The following is a 21,766-nucleotide window of genomic DNA, read 5'->3' on the forward strand; positions in this document are numbered from 1 at the left end:
ATCTTACTTAATTTGTCAAGCTCACCCTATACCAAATTAGATGAGCTTACCCTGCATTTTTGCCCGCATTGATCAACAGGCTGAAGCCGAAAAAGTCGGACTAAGCCTGTGTCCTACACAGTTGTTGCTGTTTGGCAATCCGAAAGCTGGAACTTCCCTCATGGTGGCAGAACCAACGATCGCCCTGGACTTACCCCTGAAAATACTGGCATGGGAAGCGACTGACGGGGAGGTGTGGGTGAGTTACAACGATCCTAATTACTTAAAACAGCGATTTTCTCTCTCGGATGAGTTGGTGAAAAATATCGCTATCATTGCACCTTTAATCTCTCAAGCACTTAGTTCCGCCGATCGCCAATAAGTTGCAGAATTAACACGCGATCGCACCTTGGCGTTTTAGAAACAGTATTTAGGCAGTGGTGTCAAAGTCTGAAATAGGGCGATTACTGCCAGATAATTCGCCCACTGCGATCGCCCTGACAACCAAGATATTCTGATTTGGAATCACTGGAAAAACGCTGCATATCGCGGGTGGTTTTTAAGAAAGAGAACGGTGAAAATCAACAAGCAACGAGAAAAACCATGAACATCAACAAGAATGACACCGCAGTAGTTGTCATCGATCCGCAAAACGATGTCTTGAGCGAAAAAGGGGTTTCCTGGGATTTGGTGGGTGAGAGTGTTAAGGATAACAAGACCATCGAAAACATTGAGCGAATCTTCAAAGCCGCGAAGCAGAATGAATTCGAGGTTTTTATCTCCCCTCATTATTACTACCCCACCGACCATAATTGGAAATTTGCCGGAAACCTAGAGCAAATGATGCTTGAGGTTAAGGAGTTCGATCGCCGTGGTGCATTGAGCCTCGATGGATTCCTGGGATCGGGTGCTGACTGGCTCGATCGCTACAAGCCTTTCATTGAGGATGGCAAGACGATTGTGGCCAGTCCCCACAAAGTCTATGGACCGCAAACTAACGACCTCGTTTTGCAACTACGTAAACGCAACATCAGCAAAGTCATTTTACTCGGAATGTTGGCAAATCTTTGTGTTGAAGCTCACCTACGCGAATTGCTCGAACAGGGATTTGAGGTTCTTGTTGTCAAAGATGCAACAGCAGCCCCTCGGCATCCGCAACTGGGTGACGGCTATAAGGCAGCACTGATCAACTTTGGCTATATCGCCAATGCAGTCCTTTCTACAGATGAAGTTGTAGCAGCAATGCAGTAATGTCAAACTCATCAATTTTACAAAACTCATGAAAACATCCGCGTTACTTCTTGCTCTGCCAATCAGTATCTTAGCTAATTTTTCCTTACCTGCTTCTGCTGATTCTACTGCTGGCATCGTCCTGAGTACGAAATGCCGGGGTGGGTATAACATCAATATTTGGCGGAATTATACTTCCGGCGAACTGCTCTATCGCTCAACTAGTTCCAACGGTAATTTAAGTTTGGGCAAAGGAACTAGCCAAGCGACAGAAGGTGTTCGAGTATATAAGTTTCGGAGTGGAATTTATGAATATTCGGTGTGGGATGGCACGTTAGATAATCCGCAGGCTGCAACTTTAGAGGTGTATAAAAACAACCGTATTGTGATGAAGCAAGCTTGTAGAAAAAGTTGAATCTTTTAGCGGGTGTTATGCACTTTTTGGAAACCCAGCTAGGGCAAATACGTTATCGCTAGAACCCTCTTAGTCAGCCAGTTTTTTCTGAAATTTATAACACATTCTAGAAATCGTATTCACCTGATCAAACCCAAAGGATATGGAAGTGGACACTCAACACTATGACGACATTATTATCGGCGGCGGCAAGGCTGGTAAAACACTAGCACCAGCGCTAGTTGCTGACGGACGTAAAACCGCTCTGGTTGAACGCAGTTTAAATATGATTGGTGGCGGGTGCATCAATATCGCCTGCATTCCTACTAAAACTATTGTGGCGAGTGCCAATGTAGCAAACACAGTGCGAAACAGTGCCGCTTATGGGGTTAAAACCAATACACCCACTGTTAATTTAGCAGAGGTGATCCAACGAAAACGAGCGGTTGTGCAAGGGATGCGTGAAATGAACTTGCACAATTTAGAAACGGCTCTGGATAAGAACTTGATCATTGGCGAAGCAAGGTTTGTTGCTCCCAAAACGATCGCAGTAACGACGACTGAGGGGAACAATCGCTTACTTACCGCCGAACGCTTATTTATTAATACAGGTACACGACCGTTAATTCCATCTGTACCCGGACTCACAGAAGCTGGATTTTTAACAAGTGAGTCGATTATGGAGCTAGAATATTTGCCTGAACACTTGATCGTTCTCGGTAGTAGCTATATTGGTTTGGAGTTTGCCCAGATGTTTCGGCGCTTTGGCTCTAGCGTTACTGTCATTGGGCAAAGTGAGCAAATCCTGTCACAGCAAGATCCAGATATAGCGATCGCAGTTCAAACACTGCTAGAAAAAGATGGTATTGAATTCTTGTTGAAGGCGAAGGTGTTGAGGGTTGATCGCACTGGTAATGAAACCATCTTGCAAATCCAAGTTGGCGATCGCTCCCTCACTATCCAGGGGTCACATTTGCTTGTCGCTGTTGGTCGTGCGCCCAATACCGATAGCTTAAATTTAGCTGCTGCTGGTGTGGCAACCGATACACGCGGATTTATTCAAGTTAACGATCGCCTGGAGACAAATGTACCCGGAATTTGGGCGTTAGGCGATATCAACGGCGGCCCGCAATACACCCATATATCGCTCGACGATTATCGCATTATCAAAGCTAATTTAATTGATGGGGGCAACCGGAGTACACGGGATCGCTTAGTGCCATCCTGTTTGTTCATCGATCCAGAACTGGCGCAGGTGGGTTTAACCGAAACTGAAGCACAGCAACAAGGATATGCCATCCGCGTGGCGAAGGTGGATGCGTCAGCAGTTCCCAGAGCAAGAACACAGGGTCAAACCGATGGACTGCTGAAGGCGATCGTGGATACCGAGACAGGTCGTATTCTAGGGTGTTCCCTGTTGTGTCATGAAGCAGGTGAAGTGATTTCAACAGTGCAGATGGTGATGCAAGCTCAGATGCCCTACACCGTTCTGCGCGATGGTATTTTGACTCATCCCACGATGACCGAAGGGTTAAATATATTGTTTTCCAAGTTGTAAGAAGACAGCAATTGTAGACCCAAGGACTTACCAAATAAACGACATTTCACTCTTGAAGGTTAATTCAATAATCTTGACTCGAAAGGATTAGTTTTAGAGTGAATATTAACCCATTGCGTTAGTTACAAAAAAGTAGATATAGCATGATTAGTAAAACATCTAAAGTCGGTATTATTGGTGCAGGTAATGTAGGTGCAAACGTTGCAAATGCTTTAGTTTTACTCGGTAGATGTGTAAGAGTTGTCCTTTTTGACCGAACCTTATCAAAAGCTGAAGGACAAGTATGGGACATTGAAGACAGCATTCCCCTACTTAAAGAGATGGAGATTATACCATCAAATCAGTATGAAGATATAGCTGATTCAGATATCATTATTGTGACTGTTGGGGTGCAGCCGAAACAAGGACAGACGCGATTAGATACATTGAGCGATAATGCAGAGATTATACGTTCGACAATCAAAGAATTGGATCGAGTTGCACCGAATTCAATCATAATTATCATTAGCAATCCGGTGGATGTACTCACGCGGATTGCGATCGCTACTTCTACCAGAGCAGAAAACCTAATTTTCGGTTCGGGAACCGTTCTTGATACTGCTAGACTGAGATATCAACTTGGAAAGCAACTGAATGTTGCCAAACAAGACATTCATGCTTATGTGATTGGAGAGCATGGAGACAGTCAATTTGTCGTTTGGTCTAGTGCATTTATTGGGGGAATTCTATTAACTGAATTTCCCATACCAGAAGGAGCAACGCTAGAACAAATTCAGCAAGAGTACGCACAGTTAACTCGTAAACGAGGCTATAACATTTTTGAACGCAAAGGCAATACAAGCTATGGTATATCAACAGTAGTTTGTCAGTTAGTTGATACCATCCTGCGAGATGAAAAGCAGATATTTCCAGTATCGGTGAGAGCAGATTCTAACTATGGAGTTGGCAGTGAAGTTGTTCTTGGACTTCCATGTATCATTGGCTCAACAGGTATTCAGCGCCAACTGCTGTTATCAAGAAATGCTCATGAACAACGTTTATTAGAAGAATCAGCCAATAAACTCAATGAAGCCCATAATTCTTTGCATAATTAAAATCAAATGCCATAAGTTCTACTCCCAATATGTTCTGGAAAAATGAATGATCGTTAGCTTAGTAATTTGCCCCGCAGCAATAGCCGCACCGTCCCTAGAGCAATACTGCCGATCGCAATATTTGCGCCAATGAATAGCAGTATTGCCAATTCTTGCATCACTCCAGTCATGCCGCGTTCAACAAGGCGCAAGGATGCCAGCGATAAGGCAGCAATGCCGAGGGTGAATGCCCAGTAGGAAGCTGTAAAGGGTTGTTGAAACAACCACGGTAGCAGCCGCAGTAGAATCAGCGCTTGCAACAGTCCATAGCCGAAGAGGAACTGAGCAAAGGCATCGGGCTGACCCCTGGTGATACTCAAATAAGCAACACAGCCAACGACAGGGGGGGCAAGTTGAATGCCCAGCGTTGGACGTAGTGGTTTAGGCAACGCTTCTAACAAGTAGAGGCGCTGCATAATCATCGACTCCAGTGCTAGCCACGAAAACAGCCCTCCTCCAAAAAACAACGGGCCCCATTCTCGATAACCGAGGGTACTAGCAACGATCGCACTGACAAAACTACCCGCGACTGTAGAGAGGTAGAGAATGGGTGTGATTATTTCTGGCTTACGTCCTCCCATCCATAGCTGACCGGAACGATACACGCCAAAGCTTAACTGACCAATTGTACCGACAATAAATAATGTGATGGCGATCGCACGAGAGTAGGGTGCGATCGCTAGCGCCACAAACATCGTAGACACAGGCACTAACCCGATAAAGCAACACAAAACAGGATGCTCAAATTCAGCTAAGGCATCTGCTCTCGCCCACAGCCATTTACCCACATAAAGCAGCAACAACACGAGCCAGATTGCAATTGTCAGCAGCATAATTGCTTCGCCAATCCAGGTAGGCAAGTGCCAAAGTTTAGCAGCTACTCGCCAGCAACTACCTAATCCTGCCAAACCCAGAATCATGCCAAAAAAGGAAGCAGGAATGATGGCACGATAATCTTTCAATAGGGTAGGCTTTGGACGTGATTTTCTCATGATCTAGCTTTCCTGGCAGCAGTAGAGAGATGCAAGCGATGAAAAAAGTCAGGCATATTGGGTGGGGAAGATTGCTTCAAGGTGAGGAGTCGGTTCGTAATAGAGACAACAAACCCAATTTTTAGGCTGTTTTGATCGATTTCGATTGCAAACTCATCAAAACAGTCTTGATAGACAAATTAGGTCAGTGCAGGAGTGCGAATGGTCTGAGACTGTTCACTGTAAATATCCATGATTGTGTTGAGCAATCGCAGTGCATCTGGCTTGGAACGCTGGAAAGAATTGCGTCCGATAATCGAACCAAATCCATGTCCGGCATGAATGGCACGAACTTCATTGAGGAAAGCATCATCACTGTCGATCGGCCCACCCGAAAAAATGACAATCCGCCGTCCGTTAAAGGCACATTGCACCACATGATGCACTCGTTGAGATAATGTTGCGATCGGAATTTGCTCTTGCTCATACACCTTGCGGGCTGCATCCTGTTCAACGTGTTCGTTTGGTAGCTTCACCTTGATGATGTGAGCGCCCAATTGAGCCGCAATCTGAGCTGCATAGCCAATCACGTCGATCGCTGTCTCACCGACTTTACTTAAACCCGATCCCCGCGCATAAGACCAAATCATCACGACCAATCCATGCCGCTTTGCTATCTCGGCACAGGCTCTAATCTGCTGATACATCTCAAACCGATGGGCTGAACCTGGGTAAATAGTGAAGCCGATCCCCACGCATCCTAACCTCAGCGCATCCTCCACGCTGCCAGTGAGTGCTTGTGTTGGGTCTGACTCAGCTAGTAACACATCGCGATCATTGGCTTTCAGAATTAGGGGAATTTCACCTGCAAATTCTCGCGCTCCCGCTTCCAAAAATCCTAACGGTGCGGCATAGGCATTGCATCCTGCTGCGATCGCTAACTCAAAATGATAGCGAGGATCATAGGCTGGTGGATTGGGCGCAAAACTGCTAGCTGGCCCATGCTCAAAGCCTTGATCCACAGGCAGCATGACGACTTTGCCAGTTCCAGCTAGTTTGCCATGATTCAGCAACCGGGCTAAATTAGTCAGCGTTCCGGGATTGTCGCTGCCATACCAACTGAGAATTTCTTTTACTCGATGAGTCATTGTGTTTCTCCTAAAATTATCAAACAGAAGTCAGGAGTCAGGAGTCAGGAGTCAGAATTCAGCATGAATTCTGTACGAGTGGCGGATAGCGGAGCGTTAGCGAGTCATCGAGCGTCTGAATAAACGGGTTTAAGACAAGAACACCAAATTAAGAATTTGGTGGTCTTCAATCAGTGGGGATCTGAATCCCGCTGATTGCATTCTGACTCCTGAATTCTGACTTCTGAATTCTTCAACTTTGCCTATTGTTCTACGTGTCCGCCAAACTGGAAACGCATGGCAGACAACAGCTTATCCGCAAAATCATTTTCGCCGCGTGAGCTAAACCGTTGATACAGGGCTGCGCTGAGTACAGGGACAGGAGTGCCTTCGTCAATGGCGGCTGCGATCGTCCAGCGTCCTTCGCCTGAATCAGACACGCGCCCCCCAAAGCCTGATAGGTCTGGTTGTTCCAGGAGGGCGATCGCAGTTAGATCCAGTAACCAGGAGGCAATTACACTGCCCCGTCGCCAAACTTCGGCGATATCAGGCAGATTAAAGTCATACTGATAGTGTTCAGGATTGTGGAGGGGGGTCGTTTCAGCATTAGCCACACGGTTCTGCTTACCTACATTGGCGTGATGCAAGATATTCAATCCTTCTGCGTAGGCTGCCATCAAGCCATATTCGATGCCATTATGCACCATCTTGACAAAATGCCCCGCCCCATTCGAGCCGCAGTGCAGATAGCCTTCTTCAGCCGTACCGCCTACCTTTTCCCGTCCAGCAGTACGCGGAATATCACCCCGTCCAGGAGCTAATGATTTAAAAATGGGATCGAGATACTGAACCGCCATCTGAGATCCACCAATCATCATGCAATAACCCCGCTCCAAACCCCACACTCCGCCACTGGTTCCCACATCTAAGTAGTGAATGCCCTTTTGCATCAGATCGTTTGCCCGTCGAATATCGTCAATGTAGTAAGAGTTGCCGCCATCAATTAAGATGTCGCCGGAATCCAGTTTTGCAGCCAGTTCCTTCACCATCTGCTCGGTTGGTTCTCCGGCTGGCACCATCAACCAAATCGCACGAGGTTTATTGAGCTTCTGGACAAAATCATCCAAGCTGTAAGTGCCGATCGCCCCTTCTGATGCAAGCAGTTTCACTTTGTCAGGCGTGCGATTGAACACCACACATTCATGGTTGTTTTGCAGCAGTCGCCGAACAATGTTCGCACCCATACGTCCCAGACCAATCACTCCCATCTGCATAATTTTTCTCCAATGTAATTCTCGTTTGCATAGAGTCGGTTCTGATTAGAGATAAGGTTCTGGTTCATTAACAGAACAGCAATATTTCATCCTTTCTGCTCAAATCACCTGTACAAAAGGGAAGCGATGGGCTTAAGCCTCGCCAGAAGCGATCGCAACTCCGTTCGATGTATTGTTTTATCGATTATCGATTGATTTCTCAAATGTATATAGTTGTGAGTGACCCGTTCTAGTTGGGGCTGAGATGACAAATCGACTCACCCCTTGTTCCCACTTTGCGGTTGCATCAACGGTGTAAGGACTAGCAGTGCCAAACTGGTTAAGGCTGCTGGGTGGAGGGGTGAAAACCAGATGAAACTTACTTCCGCGATGGGAACCGCTAATTTGAGCAAAGTTCTCACCATCATTAGACTTCAAACTTCCGTACAGTTTGCCGGCAGGATCAATAAATACGAGTATCTGTCCCTGAGAACCGACAGTACGGAAGGTTCCCGTCCAACTGCCCCGGTAGGGAAGTACATAATCTTGAGAGGGATTTGGTTGAGCTTGGCTGACTGGAAGCGCGAAGAGAGGCTGCGAGCATAGCAGTCCAATCATGCCAATCGTTAAGATTCCACCAGCCAATCGTTTTGTTGTTCGTGTCTTCATCAGTGGTTCTCTTTAAATAGATGATTGATTAACTGTCAATCTGTCTGTCAGATTCCCCGTAACCATAAGGTTCTGAGATGAGGATGAGAATCTCTTCAAAGTTTTCGCTTGGCGGCGGTGAGGAGGTTGTCCACTCTAATCCAGTGGCATACACAGCTGAATGAGCGATCGCTCTCGTTGTTCAACCGAAGAGAGAGGCTATTTTGCAGTGGTTTCTGGCTTCATCTTGGGTCTGTGATAGCGATAGAAAGTTTCTTCCCTCAGCCATTCTGTGGTTGCCTTAAAGTCATGCAGTGGGGTGGGCAGCATTTCCAAATACACTGCACTGCGAATTAGATCGCCAGGTTTGCCAGTTATCTGCACTTTGTCAAACAAGTTTGCTACCCCATTTCCTAAACCCAATTTCATTAGCGTACCCCGAGGACTCACATGGGCTGGGCTAGGGGATGCTCCTTTAGCAAGGGCAATCAAATTGTGGGCAATGCTCGCTCGCACCTTGCTGATATGCCACCTGGGCTAGAGCCGGCAAGGGTTGTGGCTGCACGTCCGCGCAATCGCCTGCGGCAAACACTTCTGGAAAATCCAGCAGTTGCAGAGTTGAAGTGACAAGCGGTAGCCCATGTTTATCCAGGTGATCTGCGGGAATTTGGGACTTGAGATTTTGGATGAGTGGGTTCACGGCAGTCCCGGCTGTCCAGATGGTGGTTTGAGTCAACAGCGTTTTTATCTCAGTGCTGTTGGCAGGTTGATACTCCAGGTGGTCTTGAGCAACCGCTTTCACCCCTACGCCTAATATCAACTCAACAGGTATTGTTCGAGTTCTGAAAGCATGGAGAGCCTCTTCCTGCAAACCCGCGTTGACATCGCCTGCGAGAATCGTCTTGCCATGATTGATTAAGACAATGCGAATCTGACGAATATCGCCGCCGAGTTGGGCGTACCAGTCGGGTAACAAATCTGCTAGGGTTGCCGCCATTTCTACCCCTGTCGGGCCTGCCCCAACGACAGCAAACGTGAGGAGCGATCGCCGTTGTGTTTCGTCATCCGTTTGGCTAGCACGTTGCAAGCATTCTCGTAACTGGCTCTCCAGAGCGATCGCATTCTCTTGTGTCCGAAATGCGAATGCGTTTTTTTGTGCGCCTTCTGTTCCTAAATAACCCTGAATGCTGCCAACAGCTAAGACCAGATGATCATAGATATAATCTGAGCCAGAAGCTAACTTCAGACGTTTTTCTTGCAGGTTGATCGCTACTACTTTATCCTGTACAAAGTTGATATCACTGCCTTGCAGCAACTCTTTATAAGTCGGACAAACGACATCTTCTGACAATTCACTTGTCAATAGTTCATACAACATTGGCTTGAAGACAAACCGTTCTTGTGGATCAATCAAAATGATCGACCGTAGGTCTTGCTGATGACGCAGATGCAACGCTGTAAAAAGACCTACGAAGCCTGCTCCGACAATCACTGTAGGGCGAGAAGAATTCATTTTAGTAAGTGGTGGATAAACAGCAGCAAGCAATCATGCACGAGTAGCATTGGAACCAAAATGTACGCTAACGACTGATTCCTGTGATCAAGATAAAGCTCTGGAACGATCAGAGTTTTAGAGACGGCATAATTAAGAGATTAGGTCAGAAATAAAATATGACATTACAAGGTGTGGCTGCTGTTAATTTAAACAACAACTTCTTGAGCAACTTTAGGATTTACCCTAGTTAGAATCTGTTGCGCTCGATCAATTTCCTCATCTGTGCCTGAGACAATCACCATGAACTTACCAGCTTTGATTTCTGTCTCGTACTTCAGGGCTTGCTCTTTGGGAATTCCCAATCCTACAAAGGCACCTACCAACCCCCCTGCCACAGCAGCTCCTACACCCCCTACAACCATACCTTCGAGCCAACCTGCCAGCACTCCGGCAACGTGTCCAGCTACAATCACAGGGCCGACTCCTGGAATAAACAGCAAACCAACCCCTGTGAGAATGCCAAATAGTCCACCAAAAAAGCTGCCCCAGTAACCTGCTTCTCCGGCTCCAGCTTTAGCCGTATCTTTCCAGGTGAGAAAGCCACGGATATGTTCAGTGGTTTGATAGTCTTTACCGATGATCGAAATCTTTTGCATATCGAAGCCCGCTTTTTGCAGTTCTAATACGGCGGTTTCTGCTTCAACATGGGATGGAAAAACTTTCACAGTTTCGTGTTTGCACAACATAGATTTGACTCCTTATGAGTGAGAATTAAACAGCATTATCTTTTAAGTGGACAAGACCTGATCGCACGCCCGGATTGCTACCTGAGTGCGTTGGCGTTGGCGTAGCCTCTCGTAGAGAAGCGAATGGCACTAAGAAAAGCCCAAAGTCTTGTGGTGCTTAGTTCCCAGCCTGGAGGCTAGGAACCAGCCAGGGCAAAGGCTGTGTCTTAACTTAGTACCATTCGTGTAAAAGCATCTATTGTGCGCTAAGAACCCGGTTCTTAGCCGTCAGTACCGACCTTTTTTCTTTTTTGTTGGCGCTTCAGCACTCTTCTCGCACCAAAAGCACCAAGGGCTAAAATCGCTAAGTTGATCGAAGGTTCAGGAACAGACTTAGCCTCAATCGCTGCCAGTACAGCATCTGCTATCACTTTATGACCAGAAGTCGTTGGATGAAACCCGTCCCAGATGAGAAACTTGTTGTTACCTGGGTTACATATATCTGGTCTAGATAGACAAGACTCTGTTACATTCGTAAAACCCAATGTACTTGCCTTATTAAATAAAGAATAAGTATCAATAGAGATGATGTTAAAATTTTGGTTTTGACTAAAAGCGCTCACAGTTTCTGCTAAACCCAAGTTAAACTCATTAGTCGATTTGCTAAGAGTTGTAGGGTTACGATTGTTGATTTTAGCTGCTGGCAGCTGTCCCAAGTCTGGCAAGTTAAATACCAAAATATTTTTTGCGCCGACTCCTACTAGAGTATTCAAGGCTAGGGATATATTACTGATTGGCATGCTAGAGTCTTCGGAGTTGAGAAAAAAGAAATCATTCGCACCTCCCCACAATGTATAAAGTGCATCTGGATCAGCAGTTTGATTATTTGCTTGCACAGTTGCAGCAAAACCAAGAACTTGTTTGAGTACTCCCGGTAAATTTGGATTGGAAACGACAGCGTTACCTAAACCAGAGCTAGAACCACCGAAAGCGAAGTTTATTCCTTGGGTAGGAATTGGTGTAGGAGGAATAGTAGTGAAATCGATATCAGTCAATAAAGTGGGCTTTAACCCTAACTGATTTCCGACATAATCGACCCAGAGTGACCCATCGGAAAAACGTCCTTCAAAGTTAGGTGGGCTTACAGGGTATGTTTTACCCGTAGCATTGTATATATTGCCCATATCCGAAAGACTATCGCCAAATACGTAAAGCCGATCAAAACTTGCAGCAGAGACCTTGGTCGGCAACATGAAAGAAAAAAGAACAAACCCTGTTGCGATCACTTGTTTTTTCATATTTGTTTTACTTATGGTATTTTTTAATTTATTTAAAAGTAATCAAAGGGAGATAATCTGACAACTTATCTATTCTTCAGTTACTTTAAAAACCAGTAATATTTAATGAATTAATTCCCGTCATTATACTTAACTATAGGAATCATATTTGCACAAATAATTTTTCCTTAAAGAAATACCAAGTACCAAGCTGCCGCTCAATGACTTTAACCCTGTTTTGTCAATCTGGGAGAAGCTAATCACTGTAAGCCTTTCGCAGCTTTAGTTTTCAGGTTTTGGCTATAAATTTTAGTTACTGTTAGAAAATAAAGGTTCAAAGCTTGGCTCAATCAAAGTTTCAGAATCTTGCTTCGATTATTGTTTTCCGAGAGTGACAGAATAGGGTTAATCAGCCTGTAAACGCCCGCACTTTGAGAACATTGATAGTCCCCATACATCACCAGCACCACGGTGGCATTCAGCACACTTTTTGTGTGATCTTGTGTTGAAGGTCGCACGAATAATGAACTGCGGTCACGATCAAAACTCACTGATACCTCCGACGGTTGTATGTTCCGCACTAGCGTTGAGTATACAGCCCTCTTTCTTCTTTCTTTGTGTATAGCAAACATTGATTGTAATTAAGTTGCAATCAATGTTTGCCTGAATTAAATATATGCAATTCACTCTAACATTGTCGTCCCCTAAAAGTTGAAACTTTTGCTCAATAGAATGATTGATAAATCAGTCCATCTCAAAATGGAAGGTTGGCTCCAACTAAAGTTGGAATCCACATTTAAACTAAAGTACAACTCACTCATATCATTTCTTTGTGAAGCTGCATATATTTACCCCCAGCTATGCCGTCTCCCTACTTGAATAAAGCGCAGCATCATATATTAGTTGCATCGACCTGCAAAAATTAGACATCTCCGAAAACAGTTAAAGCCTTTGTGTGGCTAGGCTGTAGCCCGTAAATGCAATCATCTTAAATTAGTTACTCTGTACGATAAAATAAGACTTTGAGATATTTACTGTTGATAATTAGGCAAAAATATTTACAGGACTTACGCAACTGGCACAATGCGATCGCCAATTACTAGTACATAGGTATTATTTGAATTTGATTCCGAAAGCCTTGTATTTGTAATAGAAGCTGGTGTATTGGAAGCAAAGCATGAAATATTCATGAGAAAATAGGTAGAGGTTGTATGAGATAAATGTTGCTTACGGGAATGAGATTTACTAAGCTTAATTACTGCCAATACTTATTAAGTAGTCAAATTAATTATACAATTACCAATTTGGCAGAGCATTTAGAGAGTATTAGCCATGATGCAATTAACTATTATTTGAAAACCGAAAAGTTAACACCTCGTTTATTATGGGATAACGTAAAAGAGGTAGTTGAGTCTGATGACAATGGTTACATAATATTTGATGATAGCGTTTTAGATAAAAGGTATTCTGAAGAAATAGAAATAGTCAGAAGACAATATAGTGGTAACGAACATGGCGTACTCAAAGGAATTGGTGTAGTAAGTTGTGTATATGTGAATCCTAAAGTTCAAAGATTTTGGGTAATAGATTACCGCATTTTTAATCCAGACGTAGATGGTAAAACCAAGATAGACCATGTGAAAGATATGCTGCAAAACCTTGTGTATCATAAGCTTTTACCGTTTGATACGGTTTTGATGGACACATGGTATGCGGTACACAGTTTAATGCTATATATTGATAGTCTAGACAAAATTTATTATTGCCCTTTAAAAAATAATCGGTTAGTTGATGATACATTTGCCAAAGAAAAATATAAACGTATTGAATTATTAGAATGGAGTCTTGAAGAGTTAGAATGTGGTAAAATCATAAAAATTAAAGGGTTTCCCGCTCAGAAAAAAGTGAAACTATTCCGGGTTGCTGTTTCTACCAACAGAACGGATTATATCGCCACTAACGATTTATCTCAAAGTTCCACGGATGTTGTACAAGAGGTGTGTAAAATCCGTTGGAAAATCGAGGAGTTTCACAGAGAGATTAAACAACTAACTGGCATTGAATATTGTCAATGTCGGAAAGCTAGGCTTCAAAGAAATCATATTGCTTGTGCAATGTTAGTTTGGATTAGATTAAAGAATTTAGCCTATCAAACTGGGCAAACTGTTTATCAAATCAAGCATAATTTGCTGTCTAATTATTTAATTCAGCAACTAAAACGCCCAAGTATTCCTATGTGCTTGGTTTGATTTAAATTGTCGTGTGGTAGGGTTACGCCCCGCCCGCTATTTGTTCCAGTTGCGTAAGTCCTGATTTAGTTATATGCGGTAATTTCAACCTGATGATATAGCCGATATTTCTAATGGTAATATTAGCGCTCGAATTCGTAACCTTACTAGTCCACAAATCGTCAAAATTACTTGCTCATATTTGTGGGGATTTAACCTAAATCTTTCTTGAACAACTCGAAATATTTTGACTGATCGAATTCGATGTTCAACAAAGATCCGTTTAGATGAAAATATTTTATTTTGTTCTTTCTGTTCAGTTGTTAGTTCTCGATTTCTTGGTTTCTTAATTGGAGTTGTAATTAAATCTTCTCCAATATATGCCTTATCCCCTTTAAATCTTTGTTTGACATCAAACTCTGACCGATATTCTCGAAACAAAGTTATATCGCTTTTTGGCCCAGGTTCACCTGCCACAACATCAACGATATCGCTAGCATCAGGTAAAATAATCATTTGAGTTTTAAATGTATGATTACTCTTCTTGCCTGAAAAATATTTCTTTTGCTCATTATTGTCTCCAGGTCTTTCTCTAACTTGTTCATAGCTATCTACTATTAATTCATATTCTGTGAGTATTTCTTTTACTACTTCATAGTCAGAAGCGTTTTTTTTATTTGTTCAAGCAAACTGGATGGCAGTAATTCTCGCAAGTTAGGCAACCAATAGTTAAATGTATCATTGGCGGTAGACTCGCTTACTTCAAACTGAATACCTAGAAGTTGGAAGGTTGTTAGATGCCGGAGATACACCAAAGTTAAAATGATTTGTTCGGGAATAGGTAATTTTGGTTTGCGACCTCCTCCACCAGCAATAACTCTAACTTTCTTAGATTCTAGTGAAGCTTGTTTTTCATGATATAAACGTTCCGCATTTAGCATTAATTGTTGTAACTGTTCATATTCCAGTCCTATTAACCTTTGTGTTTGTTTAGGATTCTCTTCAATGTAATTCAGTATATTGCTCATGCTCCTGTGCCAAAATCACTCTTTAATGTTCTTTTATCACAGAATGATACTATTTTGGAGATGTCTATTAACTTACTTTAGATTAACTTTATCGAATGGCACTAAGAAAAGCTCTAAGCTATGTAAAATATGGGTTACAACTTGTAACAGTTTCATGTAGTTCCAGCAGCCGACTTCCTAACCATCTACAGACGCTAAACAAAAGAATTCTAATGACCAAACTTTCACTATTGATTTTGATTTGTAGCTCCTTAAGAGCGTTAGTGGAGCTATATATTAGATATCGCACGCAGGACTTTCCTATATGGCGAATGTATTTTTATTGGTAGTAGGAAGGAGAGCTTTTCACCCAGACATTATGGTTATGATAAAAATCACCACGCTGTTCTAGTGTAAACCCACCCAGCAATAATCCCAACCACACTTCTACCATTGGCATTTGCAACACATGTTGTAGTTTAACTAAAGAAATCTCATCTTTGACATTTATCAGGTAGTTAGCGATCGCGTTCTGCCATTTTTCCACATCCTCATCTGATGCCAAATTGCGAACATCTTCTAAAGTTGTCACCTCATCGAGCATTGCCAAAACATTCGCTTTCTCAACAGGTGCTGCTACAGAATCACCCAACTCAGTAGGAGATGAAAATTGGTGTGGCCCGTGTGGTTTAAAGGTTTGTGGTGTTTGCGGTTCAATCAAATCATCTAAATCTAGGTGCATTGTTGTCCGCACCAGACCAGCAAAGAGATCGGTGCTAACAACAGGCCCCAAAAGACTATTGCGGTCGCGGGTATCTTGCAACAGCACTTCGGCACGAGACTTGAGAATATCCGCAATTTGGCTGAAGGCAAGCGCTGCGGTTGATAACTGTGCCTCCAAGGGTAAACTTTCTAGCTCGGCATCCAAACAATCCCACATAGCATCAAGAGAAGAAGTTGGTGGAGATTCAGACAACTCATCCAGCACATCCCAAATTGTTAATTGGCGGTATGTGGTCATTGAAGAAATTCAGGATTTAACGGGCAGGGTCGCACTGGGCAGTAACTTGAAGCAATCTCAAACATATCTTTATATTGATATAGTGAAACACTGTATTGTTTTGCAAAAGCCTGCAACACCTGATCTGTATAGGCGCGGATCTTGCCAGCCGTTAGTCCAAAGCAGTGAATTGGTTCTAAGCGACAAATAGGCTGTTGCCCCAGCCACAGTTCTGCGCCCAAGGCGTGTAATGGTTTATCCCCTGGTTCTTTATACAAATACAGCACTGCAAAATATGTTGCTGGTGGTTCGACTGCGATTGCATCAATTTCTGCTGAATTATTCTGCGAACGGTGGCGGTAAAACGAACGGCGATTATGACAGACTTTTGGATTCCAACACCCGTCCCCTGCTGTTCCATGCAGCACTTTAGCTTGAGTTGTTGGTAACTTGGCGCATAACTGACACTTGGGATCGAGTGGCTTGGGCATACCTTACTCCGCTTCTTCGCCAATCGCACGATAGTAAGCAGCGATCGCAGCTTCTTGTTCGCTGCGAAGGGTATAGCGCCGAAACGCTTTCTCGCTTTGATGTCCTGTTAGTTTTCGTGCATGGCTGGGGTCAACTCCCAATAGCAATAAGTCAGTGGCATAGGTGTGGCGAAAGGAGTGAGGATGTAAATCCTCAATGTGAGCTATTTCACCAATTTTTTCTACAGCAAAGTAAATGCCGTGATAACTTAAGCCTTCACCTTTGTACGAAGCATGGTGTGAAATCATCAGTGGACTAAGGCTGGACAACACCTCTCCTTGCTGTGAGCGTAATTGTAAATAATCTGCTAAAACTTCCCGGCTCTCTTTTCGCAGTGGAACTAAGCGTGGTTCATTGGTTTTGGTGTCTGGTAAAAATAGCAGCTTGCCATCAAATGAGCCAACATTTAACTGCACAACTTCCCCAGCCCGCAGTCCATGACTGAGAATGTGGACGAGTGCTGTATCTCGTTGCTTTGTTTCTCCCAATAACTCCAACGCTGACCAAACCCGTTCCATTTCTTCAGGGGTCAAACTTTGGGCTGGTGGCAGTGGCACTTTTTCCAGTTTTATACCCAGTGTCGGATTAATAGAAATAATTTCAGGATACGTGTAACACATCCATTTGAAAAAGCTTTTGAGAGACGCAATTCCTGCATTGATGCTGCTTTTGGAAAGCGGTTTACCTGCATCAGTCTGTATTTCATCACGGAGATATTCTTTATATAACGCAAGATGACGTGGACGCAGTTCATGATAGTGCAGCTCACTCCACGCCAAAAACCGCTTCAGTTCGCGTTCGTAAAGCTTGCGGCTGTTGGGTGCGAGATTGTTGCTGCGTAAAAACTCTAGCACCTTTACCCACCGGATATCGGTTGGTGGTCTTGTACTAGCCGTGCGCCCAGAGAGTGATGCTGTTTCAGCGTTTAGGGAGATGAGTTTAATCGGAGGTAAATTATTTAGTTCAGGGTTATTCACAATAATTATGCGATCGCACTCGGTGGCTCTGAATTTAAAAGTTCAGTATATGTGACTTTAGGCACAATGTGTCCAGTATACAAGGCATAAGTTGTCCGCCTCTGTCACTTAAGGGATAAAGTGGCCGTTTTTAAACCAAAAAGTGGCCGCACAACAGAACTTATGACAGAAGCGTATTTAAAAGAATTGAGTGCGATCGCTTGTAAAGTATGGCGAAAGTATAGCAACGCAAAAATAAGCATTCCAGGTTTTAAGCGCGGCCATATTATCCTTTAAAAGCGGCCATCTTTTCCTTTAAGTGACAGCCTCGAAGGCGAAACACTGATACTATCGTAGGAAAATTTCTGATGCCATAAAATGAATACAGCCAAAAATTGTCTCAAAGTCAAAAATCAAAGCATAAATTGTCACCAAGTTGAAAAATCAGCCCAAAGTTGTCCACTAGTTGTACTTACATAAGCAACCTTAAAGTTTTAAATCAATATATATTAGCAAATCACCACCTGTGTTTAGATAAATTTAGAATCAGAATTAAGAAACTGACTCATTTGAAAGTTGAGGTCGAATTCATGATGAACTCTCAAGAATTTGGCAACTGGTGTAAAAGCCTCAACATAAGTCAATCGGCAAGTGAGGTAATCAGACAAATCCGTGCAGAAAAACCATCACGGCGAGTCCAAGGTGGCAGAGGAAATGTATCTGGTTTCTACCCTAGCAGAAAAATGGGGGTAACAATAAGTTTTGAGTCTCATCGGCACGAATTAGCTAGGATATACGAACTTGAACATAACCCAGATGTTCTGGAATATTACGACCAACCACCAGCTATTGAACTTTGTTATCAATCTTTAAGTGGTAGAAACAACCGCCATTTATACACACCTGATTTCTTTATTATCAGTAATAACTCAGCGTTTTGGGAAGAATGTAAATCAGAACAAGAATTAGTAAAACTTTCTGCTGCAAGCCCAAACCGCTATCAACAAGACGAAAATGGTATTTGGCGATGTCCACCAGGAGAAAATTATGCACAGAAATTTGGTCTTGAGTTCCGGGTGTGGTCGAGCGCTTTAATTTGCTGGATATTTCAGCAGAACTTTATCTGGTTGGAAGATTACTTGAATCTAGAACCAGTTGCAATAGATAATCAAGTAACCAGAAAAGTATTAGCGATAGTAGAAACAAATCCAGGCATACTGTTAGCGGATTTGATTAAAATCGCATACCAAAAAGCCAGCTTAGATGACATTTATACTTTAATTGCAACTGAGCAAATCTATGTCAACTTAAATACAGCTAGATTATCCGAACCTGAACAAGTAAAAGTTTTTGCCAACCGGGAAATAGCACTCGCTTACGAACGAATAACATCCGTCAAGCCAAGTAGTATACCTAGCAACCTTCAATCCGTTGAAATTGCGGTTGGTAAATCTCTGTCTTGGGATGGTGAATCCTGGGATGTTGTAAACACAGGAACAACGACAACAGGATTACTGAGGACAGATGGTAAGTTTGTAGAACTGCCAAATGCTACAGTTTTTCAACTGATCCAAGACGGTAAAATAACTGTTGCACCTATTCAAAGTACAGCAAAACAACAGCAGCTAGAGGAATTACTGCGTCACGCGAAACCGCAAGATATTGTAGAAGCTAATCACCGCTACACTCAATTATCGCCTTACCTTTCTAGCCATCCTCCAGTGGGAATTACCCGCACAATTCGGCGCTGGCGTAAAGCTTATCAACAAGCAACTGAAATTTATGGCAATGGTTTTGTAGGATTATTGCCCAAAAACACTAACAAAGGTAATTACAAGCCAAGACTAGACCTGCGGGTACAGGAATTCATGACTACATTTATTAGTGAGAACTACGAAACCCTTAAACAACGAGGGCGACTCAGGGTCTATGAATCTTTCCGAATTGCCTGTGAATCCCAATCTCCGAAAATTAACCCACCTAGTTTTAATCGATTTTGCTTGGAAATTCAACGTCGTTCGGGTTATGAGCAGACATTAAAACGTCAGGGAAGACGAGCAGCAATACAAAAATTAGACTTCTATTGGCAGTTAGAGTTAACAACTCCAACTCACGGAGAACGTCCTTTTGAAATAGTTCACATTGACCATACTCAACTTGACATTGAATTAGTAAGTTCATTGCAAAACTTGAGCAATTGCCATTCAGATATTGGCGATACTAAGTATAAAAATTTAGGTCGTCCGTGGGCCACCTTCATGGTAGATGCCTATAGCCGACGATTATTAGCGATATATCTCACCTTTGAAGAGCCAAGTTACCGTTCAATATTGATGGTCATCCGCATTTGTGTGATGAGGTTCAAGAGATTTCCACAAACAATAGTTGTAGATAATGGTGCCGAGTTCCACAGCCATTATTTTGATCAACTTTTGGCAACTTATGCTTGTACCAAAAAACATCGCCCACCTGCTTATCCTCGATTCGGCTCAGTCGTGGAAAGACTATTTGGAACTGCCAATACCCAACTGATTTATGAATTGCTTGGCAATACCCAACTTACAAAAAAACACCGATGTGTGACTAAATCTGTTAGTCCCTCAAAACAGGCAGTGTGGACGCTAATTGACTTATATTCGGCTCTTTTATCGTGGGGTTACGAGGTATATGACCAACGCGAACATCCAGCACTAGGACAAACACCTAGTGATGCCTTCAATGTCGGAATTGCATTTGGTGGTAGCAGACTGCACAGACGAGTAGAATATGACAACATCTTTCGTATTCTCACTTTACCCGCGCCCCAACAAAGTAAACGCAAAGTCCAACCAGGTCAGGGAGTGAAAATTCATAACATTTACTACTGGAATAATGAATTCCGCAATCCGGAAATTGAATTCACATCAGTTGATGTTAGATATGACCCCTGGGATGCTGGAATTGCTTATGCCTTAGTTCAGGGACAATGGGTAGAGTGTATCTCAAAGTACTACCAATACTTTAAAGGACGCTCAGAAAAGGAAATTCAATTAGTTAGTGCAGAATTGTTAGCTCGCAAACGACTACAAGGGCATAATTTTATTAACTCAGACCGAGAGTTAGTTCAGTTCCTTAACTCTGTTGAGTTAACAGAAGAAAAATTCCTATTACAGCGTCTAAAAAATGCTGAGAATAAAAGCGTTTTACAACTGATTGAAGACCCGTCTAAAGTTAGATGTGTTTCTGATCAGCTCCACTCAGATTTTGAGAATAATTCATCTGAAGTTAATTTGCTTGAATCGGAAAACAATTATTTAGAAACCGACCAATTAATGGACATAAAAGATACTAAATTAGTATCCCTAGAATACTATGGAGAGTTCTGATGAGTGACGAAGAAGGCTTTCCTAAGCAACTACTTGAGCAATCTATGACTGAGAGGATTGCTTACTTTAAAAATTACACAATGGCGCATCCGAAATTGCTGTCAGCCTCGCAAAAGCTCATGCTCACTGTTGAAGAGCCTGCTGCAACTTCACTCATGTTTTTGTTCGGGCCAACAGGTGTTGGTAAAACTACCTTACTACGTCGTATGACTCAAAAGTTGCTAGAAGCAACGCGACCAGATATGGAACGAGATAAAGGTTTTATCCCGATTGCTGGTGTCGAAACAGTTACACCTGAGTTCAGCAATTTTGATTGGAAAGATTTTTATTTACGTACTTTAACTGTATTAAAAGACCCATGTATTGAATTCCCAATTTCTCAGAGAATGACCAATTTAAAGTTGAGGATGTCTGTTGAAGGTGCATTACGTCACCGCAGACTCAAGGTTTTTTATATTGATGAGGCACAAAACTTGAGTAAGGTTGCTAGTGGGCGGAAATTACGCGACCAAACTGACTGTATTAAATCGCTAGCTAATATTACTCACGTACAGTTTATACTTGCAGGTACTTATGAATTATTAATACTTCGTAATCTCAGCGCTCAACTATGCCGACGCAGCCAAGATATTCATTTGGAACGCTATAAAGCAGACAATTCAGAAGATTTAAGAGCTTTTCAAGGTATAGTACAAACATTCCAACGACATTTACCATTGCAAATTGAACCTGATTTGCTCAAACATTGGGACTTCTGCTATGAGCGCTGTGTTGGTTGTGTCGGCATTCTCAAAGATTGGTTATCTCGTGCTTTATTTAGTGCTTTGCTCAAAGCTGGAGTTTAGACTAAAAGCGATATGAGAGAACGCAAATCAAAAGGAATTAGAGG

At 42.9% G+C, this 21,766-nt stretch carries 23 protein-coding genes; 8 read left to right on the forward strand and 15 right to left on the reverse strand.

The annotated features are described in order from the left end of the window. The first annotated feature begins 40 nt into the window (after positions 1 to 40). The 5 genes from ACM0OX_RS30710 to ACM0OX_RS30730 all read left to right on the forward strand — a co-directional run bounded on the left by ACM0OX_RS30710 (position 41) and on the right by ACM0OX_RS30730 (position 4,255). A complete protein-coding gene (locus tag ACM0OX_RS30710) occupies positions 41 to 361 on the forward strand; it encodes a DUF302 domain-containing protein (RefSeq protein ID WP_414518785.1) in 321 nt (106 codons plus the stop codon). 221 nt (positions 362 to 582) lie between these two features. Then, positions 583 to 1,230, forward strand: coding sequence for a cysteine hydrolase (locus ACM0OX_RS30715; protein ID WP_414518786.1), 648 nt, complete (start codon positions 583 to 585; stop codon positions 1,228 to 1,230). Positions 1,231 to 1,258: 28 nt separating this feature from the next. Further along, the gene (locus ACM0OX_RS30720; RefSeq protein WP_414518787.1) at positions 1,259 to 1,624 is read left to right on the forward strand and encodes a hypothetical protein; all 366 of its coding nucleotides are present in this window, start codon (positions 1,259 to 1,261) and stop codon (positions 1,622 to 1,624) included. Positions 1,625 to 1,766: 142 nt separating this feature from the next. Then, positions 1,767 to 3,161 carry a mercuric reductase gene (locus ACM0OX_RS30725; protein ID WP_414518788.1) on the forward strand — a complete coding sequence of 465 codons (1,395 nt, stop codon included), beginning with the start codon at positions 1,767 to 1,769 and terminating at the stop codon, positions 3,159 to 3,161. A 143-nt stretch (positions 3,162 to 3,304) separates the two neighbouring features. Continuing rightward, the gene (locus ACM0OX_RS30730) at positions 3,305 to 4,255 is read left to right on the forward strand and encodes an L-lactate dehydrogenase (RefSeq protein ID WP_414518789.1); all 951 of its coding nucleotides are present in this window, start codon (positions 3,305 to 3,307) and stop codon (positions 4,253 to 4,255) included. 53 nt (positions 4,256 to 4,308) lie between these two features. Here the strand turns inward: ACM0OX_RS30730 and tehA are convergent, their stop codons facing one another. The 10 genes from tehA to ACM0OX_RS30780 all read right to left on the reverse strand — a co-directional run bounded on the left by tehA (position 4,309) and on the right by ACM0OX_RS30780 (position 12,980). Beyond that, positions 4,309 to 5,286 (reverse strand): dicarboxylate transporter/tellurite-resistance protein TehA, encoded by a 978-nt coding sequence (tehA, locus tag ACM0OX_RS30735; protein ID WP_414518790.1) that lies wholly within the window; start codon positions 5,284 to 5,286, stop codon positions 4,309 to 4,311. Positions 5,287 to 5,465: 179 nt separating this feature from the next. Next, the gene (locus ACM0OX_RS30740) at positions 5,466 to 6,413 is read right to left on the reverse strand and encodes a class I fructose-bisphosphate aldolase (protein WP_414518791.1); all 948 of its coding nucleotides are present in this window, start codon (positions 6,411 to 6,413) and stop codon (positions 5,466 to 5,468) included. 242 nt (positions 6,414 to 6,655) lie between these two features. Next, positions 6,656 to 7,666: a phosphogluconate dehydrogenase (NAD(+)-dependent, decarboxylating) gene (gnd, locus tag ACM0OX_RS30745; RefSeq protein WP_414518792.1), complete on the reverse strand. Its 1,011-nt coding sequence runs from the start codon at positions 7,664 to 7,666 to the stop codon at positions 6,656 to 6,658. Positions 7,667 to 7,843: 177 nt separating this feature from the next. After that, positions 7,844 to 8,314: a hypothetical protein gene (locus ACM0OX_RS30750; protein WP_414518793.1), complete on the reverse strand. Its 471-nt coding sequence runs from the start codon at positions 8,312 to 8,314 to the stop codon at positions 7,844 to 7,846. Between the two features lie 28 nt (positions 8,315 to 8,342). Further along, entirely contained in the window at positions 8,343 to 8,468 is a 126-nt protein-coding gene (locus ACM0OX_RS30755) for a hypothetical protein (protein ID WP_414518806.1), read from the reverse strand. A gap of 44 nt (positions 8,469 to 8,512) precedes the next feature. After that, a complete protein-coding gene (locus ACM0OX_RS30760) occupies positions 8,513 to 8,722 on the reverse strand; it encodes a hypothetical protein (protein WP_414518794.1) in 210 nt (69 codons plus the stop codon). A 46-nt stretch (positions 8,723 to 8,768) separates the two neighbouring features. After that, positions 8,769 to 9,806, reverse strand: a complete 1,038-nt coding sequence (locus ACM0OX_RS30765) for an NAD(P)/FAD-dependent oxidoreductase (protein ID WP_414518795.1) — start codon at positions 9,804 to 9,806, stop codon at positions 8,769 to 8,771. A 188-nt stretch (positions 9,807 to 9,994) separates the two neighbouring features. Beyond that, entirely contained in the window at positions 9,995 to 10,534 is a 540-nt protein-coding gene (locus ACM0OX_RS30770; RefSeq protein WP_265270917.1) for a general stress protein, read from the reverse strand. Between the two features lie 260 nt (positions 10,535 to 10,794). After that, positions 10,795 to 11,811: an SGNH/GDSL hydrolase family protein gene (locus ACM0OX_RS30775; protein ID WP_414518796.1), complete on the reverse strand. Its 1,017-nt coding sequence runs from the start codon at positions 11,809 to 11,811 to the stop codon at positions 10,795 to 10,797. A gap of 1,046 nt (positions 11,812 to 12,857) precedes the next feature. Further along, positions 12,858 to 12,980 (reverse strand): hypothetical protein, encoded by a 123-nt coding sequence (locus ACM0OX_RS30780; RefSeq protein WP_414518797.1) that lies wholly within the window; start codon positions 12,978 to 12,980, stop codon positions 12,858 to 12,860. Positions 12,981 to 13,025: 45 nt separating this feature from the next. Here ACM0OX_RS30780 and ACM0OX_RS30785 point away from each other — a divergent pair, with 45 nt between their 5' ends. Continuing rightward, complete coding sequence (locus ACM0OX_RS30785; protein ID WP_414518803.1) at positions 13,026 to 14,039, forward strand: transposase; 1,014 nt, start codon at positions 13,026 to 13,028, stop codon at positions 14,037 to 14,039. An 84-nt stretch (positions 14,040 to 14,123) separates the two neighbouring features. Here the strand turns inward: ACM0OX_RS30785 and ACM0OX_RS30790 are convergent, their stop codons facing one another. The 5 genes from ACM0OX_RS30790 to ACM0OX_RS30810 all read right to left on the reverse strand — a co-directional run bounded on the left by ACM0OX_RS30790 (position 14,124) and on the right by ACM0OX_RS30810 (position 17,536). Further along, positions 14,124 to 14,657, reverse strand: a complete 534-nt coding sequence (locus ACM0OX_RS30790; RefSeq protein WP_414518804.1) for an HARBI1 family protein — start codon at positions 14,655 to 14,657, stop codon at positions 14,124 to 14,126. Between the two features lie 8 nt (positions 14,658 to 14,665). After that, positions 14,666 to 15,046, reverse strand: a complete 381-nt coding sequence (locus ACM0OX_RS30795) for a helix-turn-helix domain-containing protein (protein WP_414518798.1) — start codon at positions 15,044 to 15,046, stop codon at positions 14,666 to 14,668. 319 nt (positions 15,047 to 15,365) lie between these two features. Then, the gene (locus ACM0OX_RS30800) at positions 15,366 to 16,046 is read right to left on the reverse strand and encodes a hypothetical protein (protein ID WP_414518799.1); all 681 of its coding nucleotides are present in this window, start codon (positions 16,044 to 16,046) and stop codon (positions 15,366 to 15,368) included. After that, positions 16,043 to 16,516, reverse strand: coding sequence for a hypothetical protein (locus tag ACM0OX_RS30805; protein WP_414518800.1), 474 nt, complete (start codon positions 16,514 to 16,516; stop codon positions 16,043 to 16,045). Before ACM0OX_RS30805 ends, ACM0OX_RS30800 begins: the two co-directional genes overlap by 4 nt. 3 nt (positions 16,517 to 16,519) lie before the next feature. Continuing rightward, entirely contained in the window at positions 16,520 to 17,536 is a 1,017-nt protein-coding gene (locus ACM0OX_RS30810; RefSeq protein ID WP_414518805.1) for a tyrosine-type recombinase/integrase, read from the reverse strand. Between the two features lie 566 nt (positions 17,537 to 18,102). On the opposite strand from ACM0OX_RS30810, the gene ACM0OX_RS30815 reads away from it, so the two are divergent. Both ACM0OX_RS30815 and ACM0OX_RS30820 read left to right on the forward strand, forming a co-directional pair. After that, positions 18,103 to 20,877: a DDE-type integrase/transposase/recombinase gene (locus ACM0OX_RS30815; RefSeq protein WP_414518801.1), complete on the forward strand. Its 2,775-nt coding sequence runs from the start codon at positions 18,103 to 18,105 to the stop codon at positions 20,875 to 20,877. Beyond that, a complete protein-coding gene (locus tag ACM0OX_RS30820; protein ID WP_414518802.1) occupies positions 20,877 to 21,722 on the forward strand; it encodes an AAA family ATPase in 846 nt (281 codons plus the stop codon). Before ACM0OX_RS30815 ends, ACM0OX_RS30820 begins: the two co-directional genes overlap by 1 nt. Positions 21,723 to 21,766 lie beyond the last annotated feature (44 nt).

The sequence above is a fragment of the Nostoc sp. PCC 9305 genome, assembly GCF_963920915.1.
Classification (GTDB): domain Bacteria; phylum Cyanobacteriota; class Cyanobacteriia; order Cyanobacteriales; family Nostocaceae; genus Nostoc.

What these genes read in the sequence shown, in the direction of transcription:
- ACM0OX_RS30710 (WP_414518785.1), top strand. Translation starts at nt 41, where the DNA reads ATGAGCTTACCCTGCATTTTTGCCCGCATTGATCAACAGGCTGAAGCC.
- ACM0OX_RS30715 (WP_414518786.1), top strand. Translation starts at nt 583, where the DNA reads ATGAACATCAACAAGAATGACACCGCAGTAGTTGTCATCGATCCGCAA.
- ACM0OX_RS30720 (WP_414518787.1), top strand. Translation starts at nt 1,259, where the DNA reads ATGAAAACATCCGCGTTACTTCTTGCTCTGCCAATCAGTATCTTAGCT.
- ACM0OX_RS30725 (WP_414518788.1), top strand. Translation starts at nt 1,767, where the DNA reads ATGGAAGTGGACACTCAACACTATGACGACATTATTATCGGCGGCGGC.
- ACM0OX_RS30730 (WP_414518789.1), top strand. Translation starts at nt 3,305, where the DNA reads ATGATTAGTAAAACATCTAAAGTCGGTATTATTGGTGCAGGTAATGTA.
- tehA (WP_414518790.1), bottom strand. Translation starts at nt 5,286, where the DNA reads ATGAGAAAATCACGTCCAAAGCCTACCCTATTGAAAGATTATCGTGCC.
- ACM0OX_RS30740 (WP_414518791.1), bottom strand. Translation starts at nt 6,413, where the DNA reads ATGACTCATCGAGTAAAAGAAATTCTCAGTTGGTATGGCAGCGACAAT.
- gnd (WP_414518792.1), bottom strand. Translation starts at nt 7,666, where the DNA reads ATGCAGATGGGAGTGATTGGTCTGGGACGTATGGGTGCGAACATTGTT.
- ACM0OX_RS30750 (WP_414518793.1), bottom strand. Translation starts at nt 8,314, where the DNA reads ATGAAGACACGAACAACAAAACGATTGGCTGGTGGAATCTTAACGATT.
- ACM0OX_RS30760 (WP_414518794.1), bottom strand. Translation starts at nt 8,722, where the DNA reads ATGAAATTGGGTTTAGGAAATGGGGTAGCAAACTTGTTTGACAAAGTG.
- ACM0OX_RS30765 (WP_414518795.1), bottom strand. Translation starts at nt 9,806, where the DNA reads ATGAATTCTTCTCGCCCTACAGTGATTGTCGGAGCAGGCTTCGTAGGT.
- ACM0OX_RS30770 (WP_265270917.1), bottom strand. Translation starts at nt 10,534, where the DNA reads ATGTTGTGCAAACACGAAACTGTGAAAGTTTTTCCATCCCATGTTGAA.
- ACM0OX_RS30775 (WP_414518796.1), bottom strand. Translation starts at nt 11,811, where the DNA reads ATGAAAAAACAAGTGATCGCAACAGGGTTTGTTCTTTTTTCTTTCATG.
- ACM0OX_RS30780 (WP_414518797.1), bottom strand. Translation starts at nt 12,980, where the DNA reads ATGAATATTTCATGCTTTGCTTCCAATACACCAGCTTCTATTACAAAT.
- ACM0OX_RS30785 (WP_414518803.1), top strand. Translation starts at nt 13,026, where the DNA reads ATGAGATTTACTAAGCTTAATTACTGCCAATACTTATTAAGTAGTCAA.
- ACM0OX_RS30795 (WP_414518798.1), bottom strand. Translation starts at nt 15,046, where the DNA reads ATGAGCAATATACTGAATTACATTGAAGAGAATCCTAAACAAACACAA.
- ACM0OX_RS30800 (WP_414518799.1), bottom strand. Translation starts at nt 16,046, where the DNA reads ATGACCACATACCGCCAATTAACAATTTGGGATGTGCTGGATGAGTTG.
- ACM0OX_RS30805 (WP_414518800.1), bottom strand. Translation starts at nt 16,516, where the DNA reads ATGCCCAAGCCACTCGATCCCAAGTGTCAGTTATGCGCCAAGTTACCA.
- ACM0OX_RS30815 (WP_414518801.1), top strand. Translation starts at nt 18,103, where the DNA reads ATGATGAACTCTCAAGAATTTGGCAACTGGTGTAAAAGCCTCAACATA.
- ACM0OX_RS30820 (WP_414518802.1), top strand. Translation starts at nt 20,877, where the DNA reads ATGAGTGACGAAGAAGGCTTTCCTAAGCAACTACTTGAGCAATCTATG.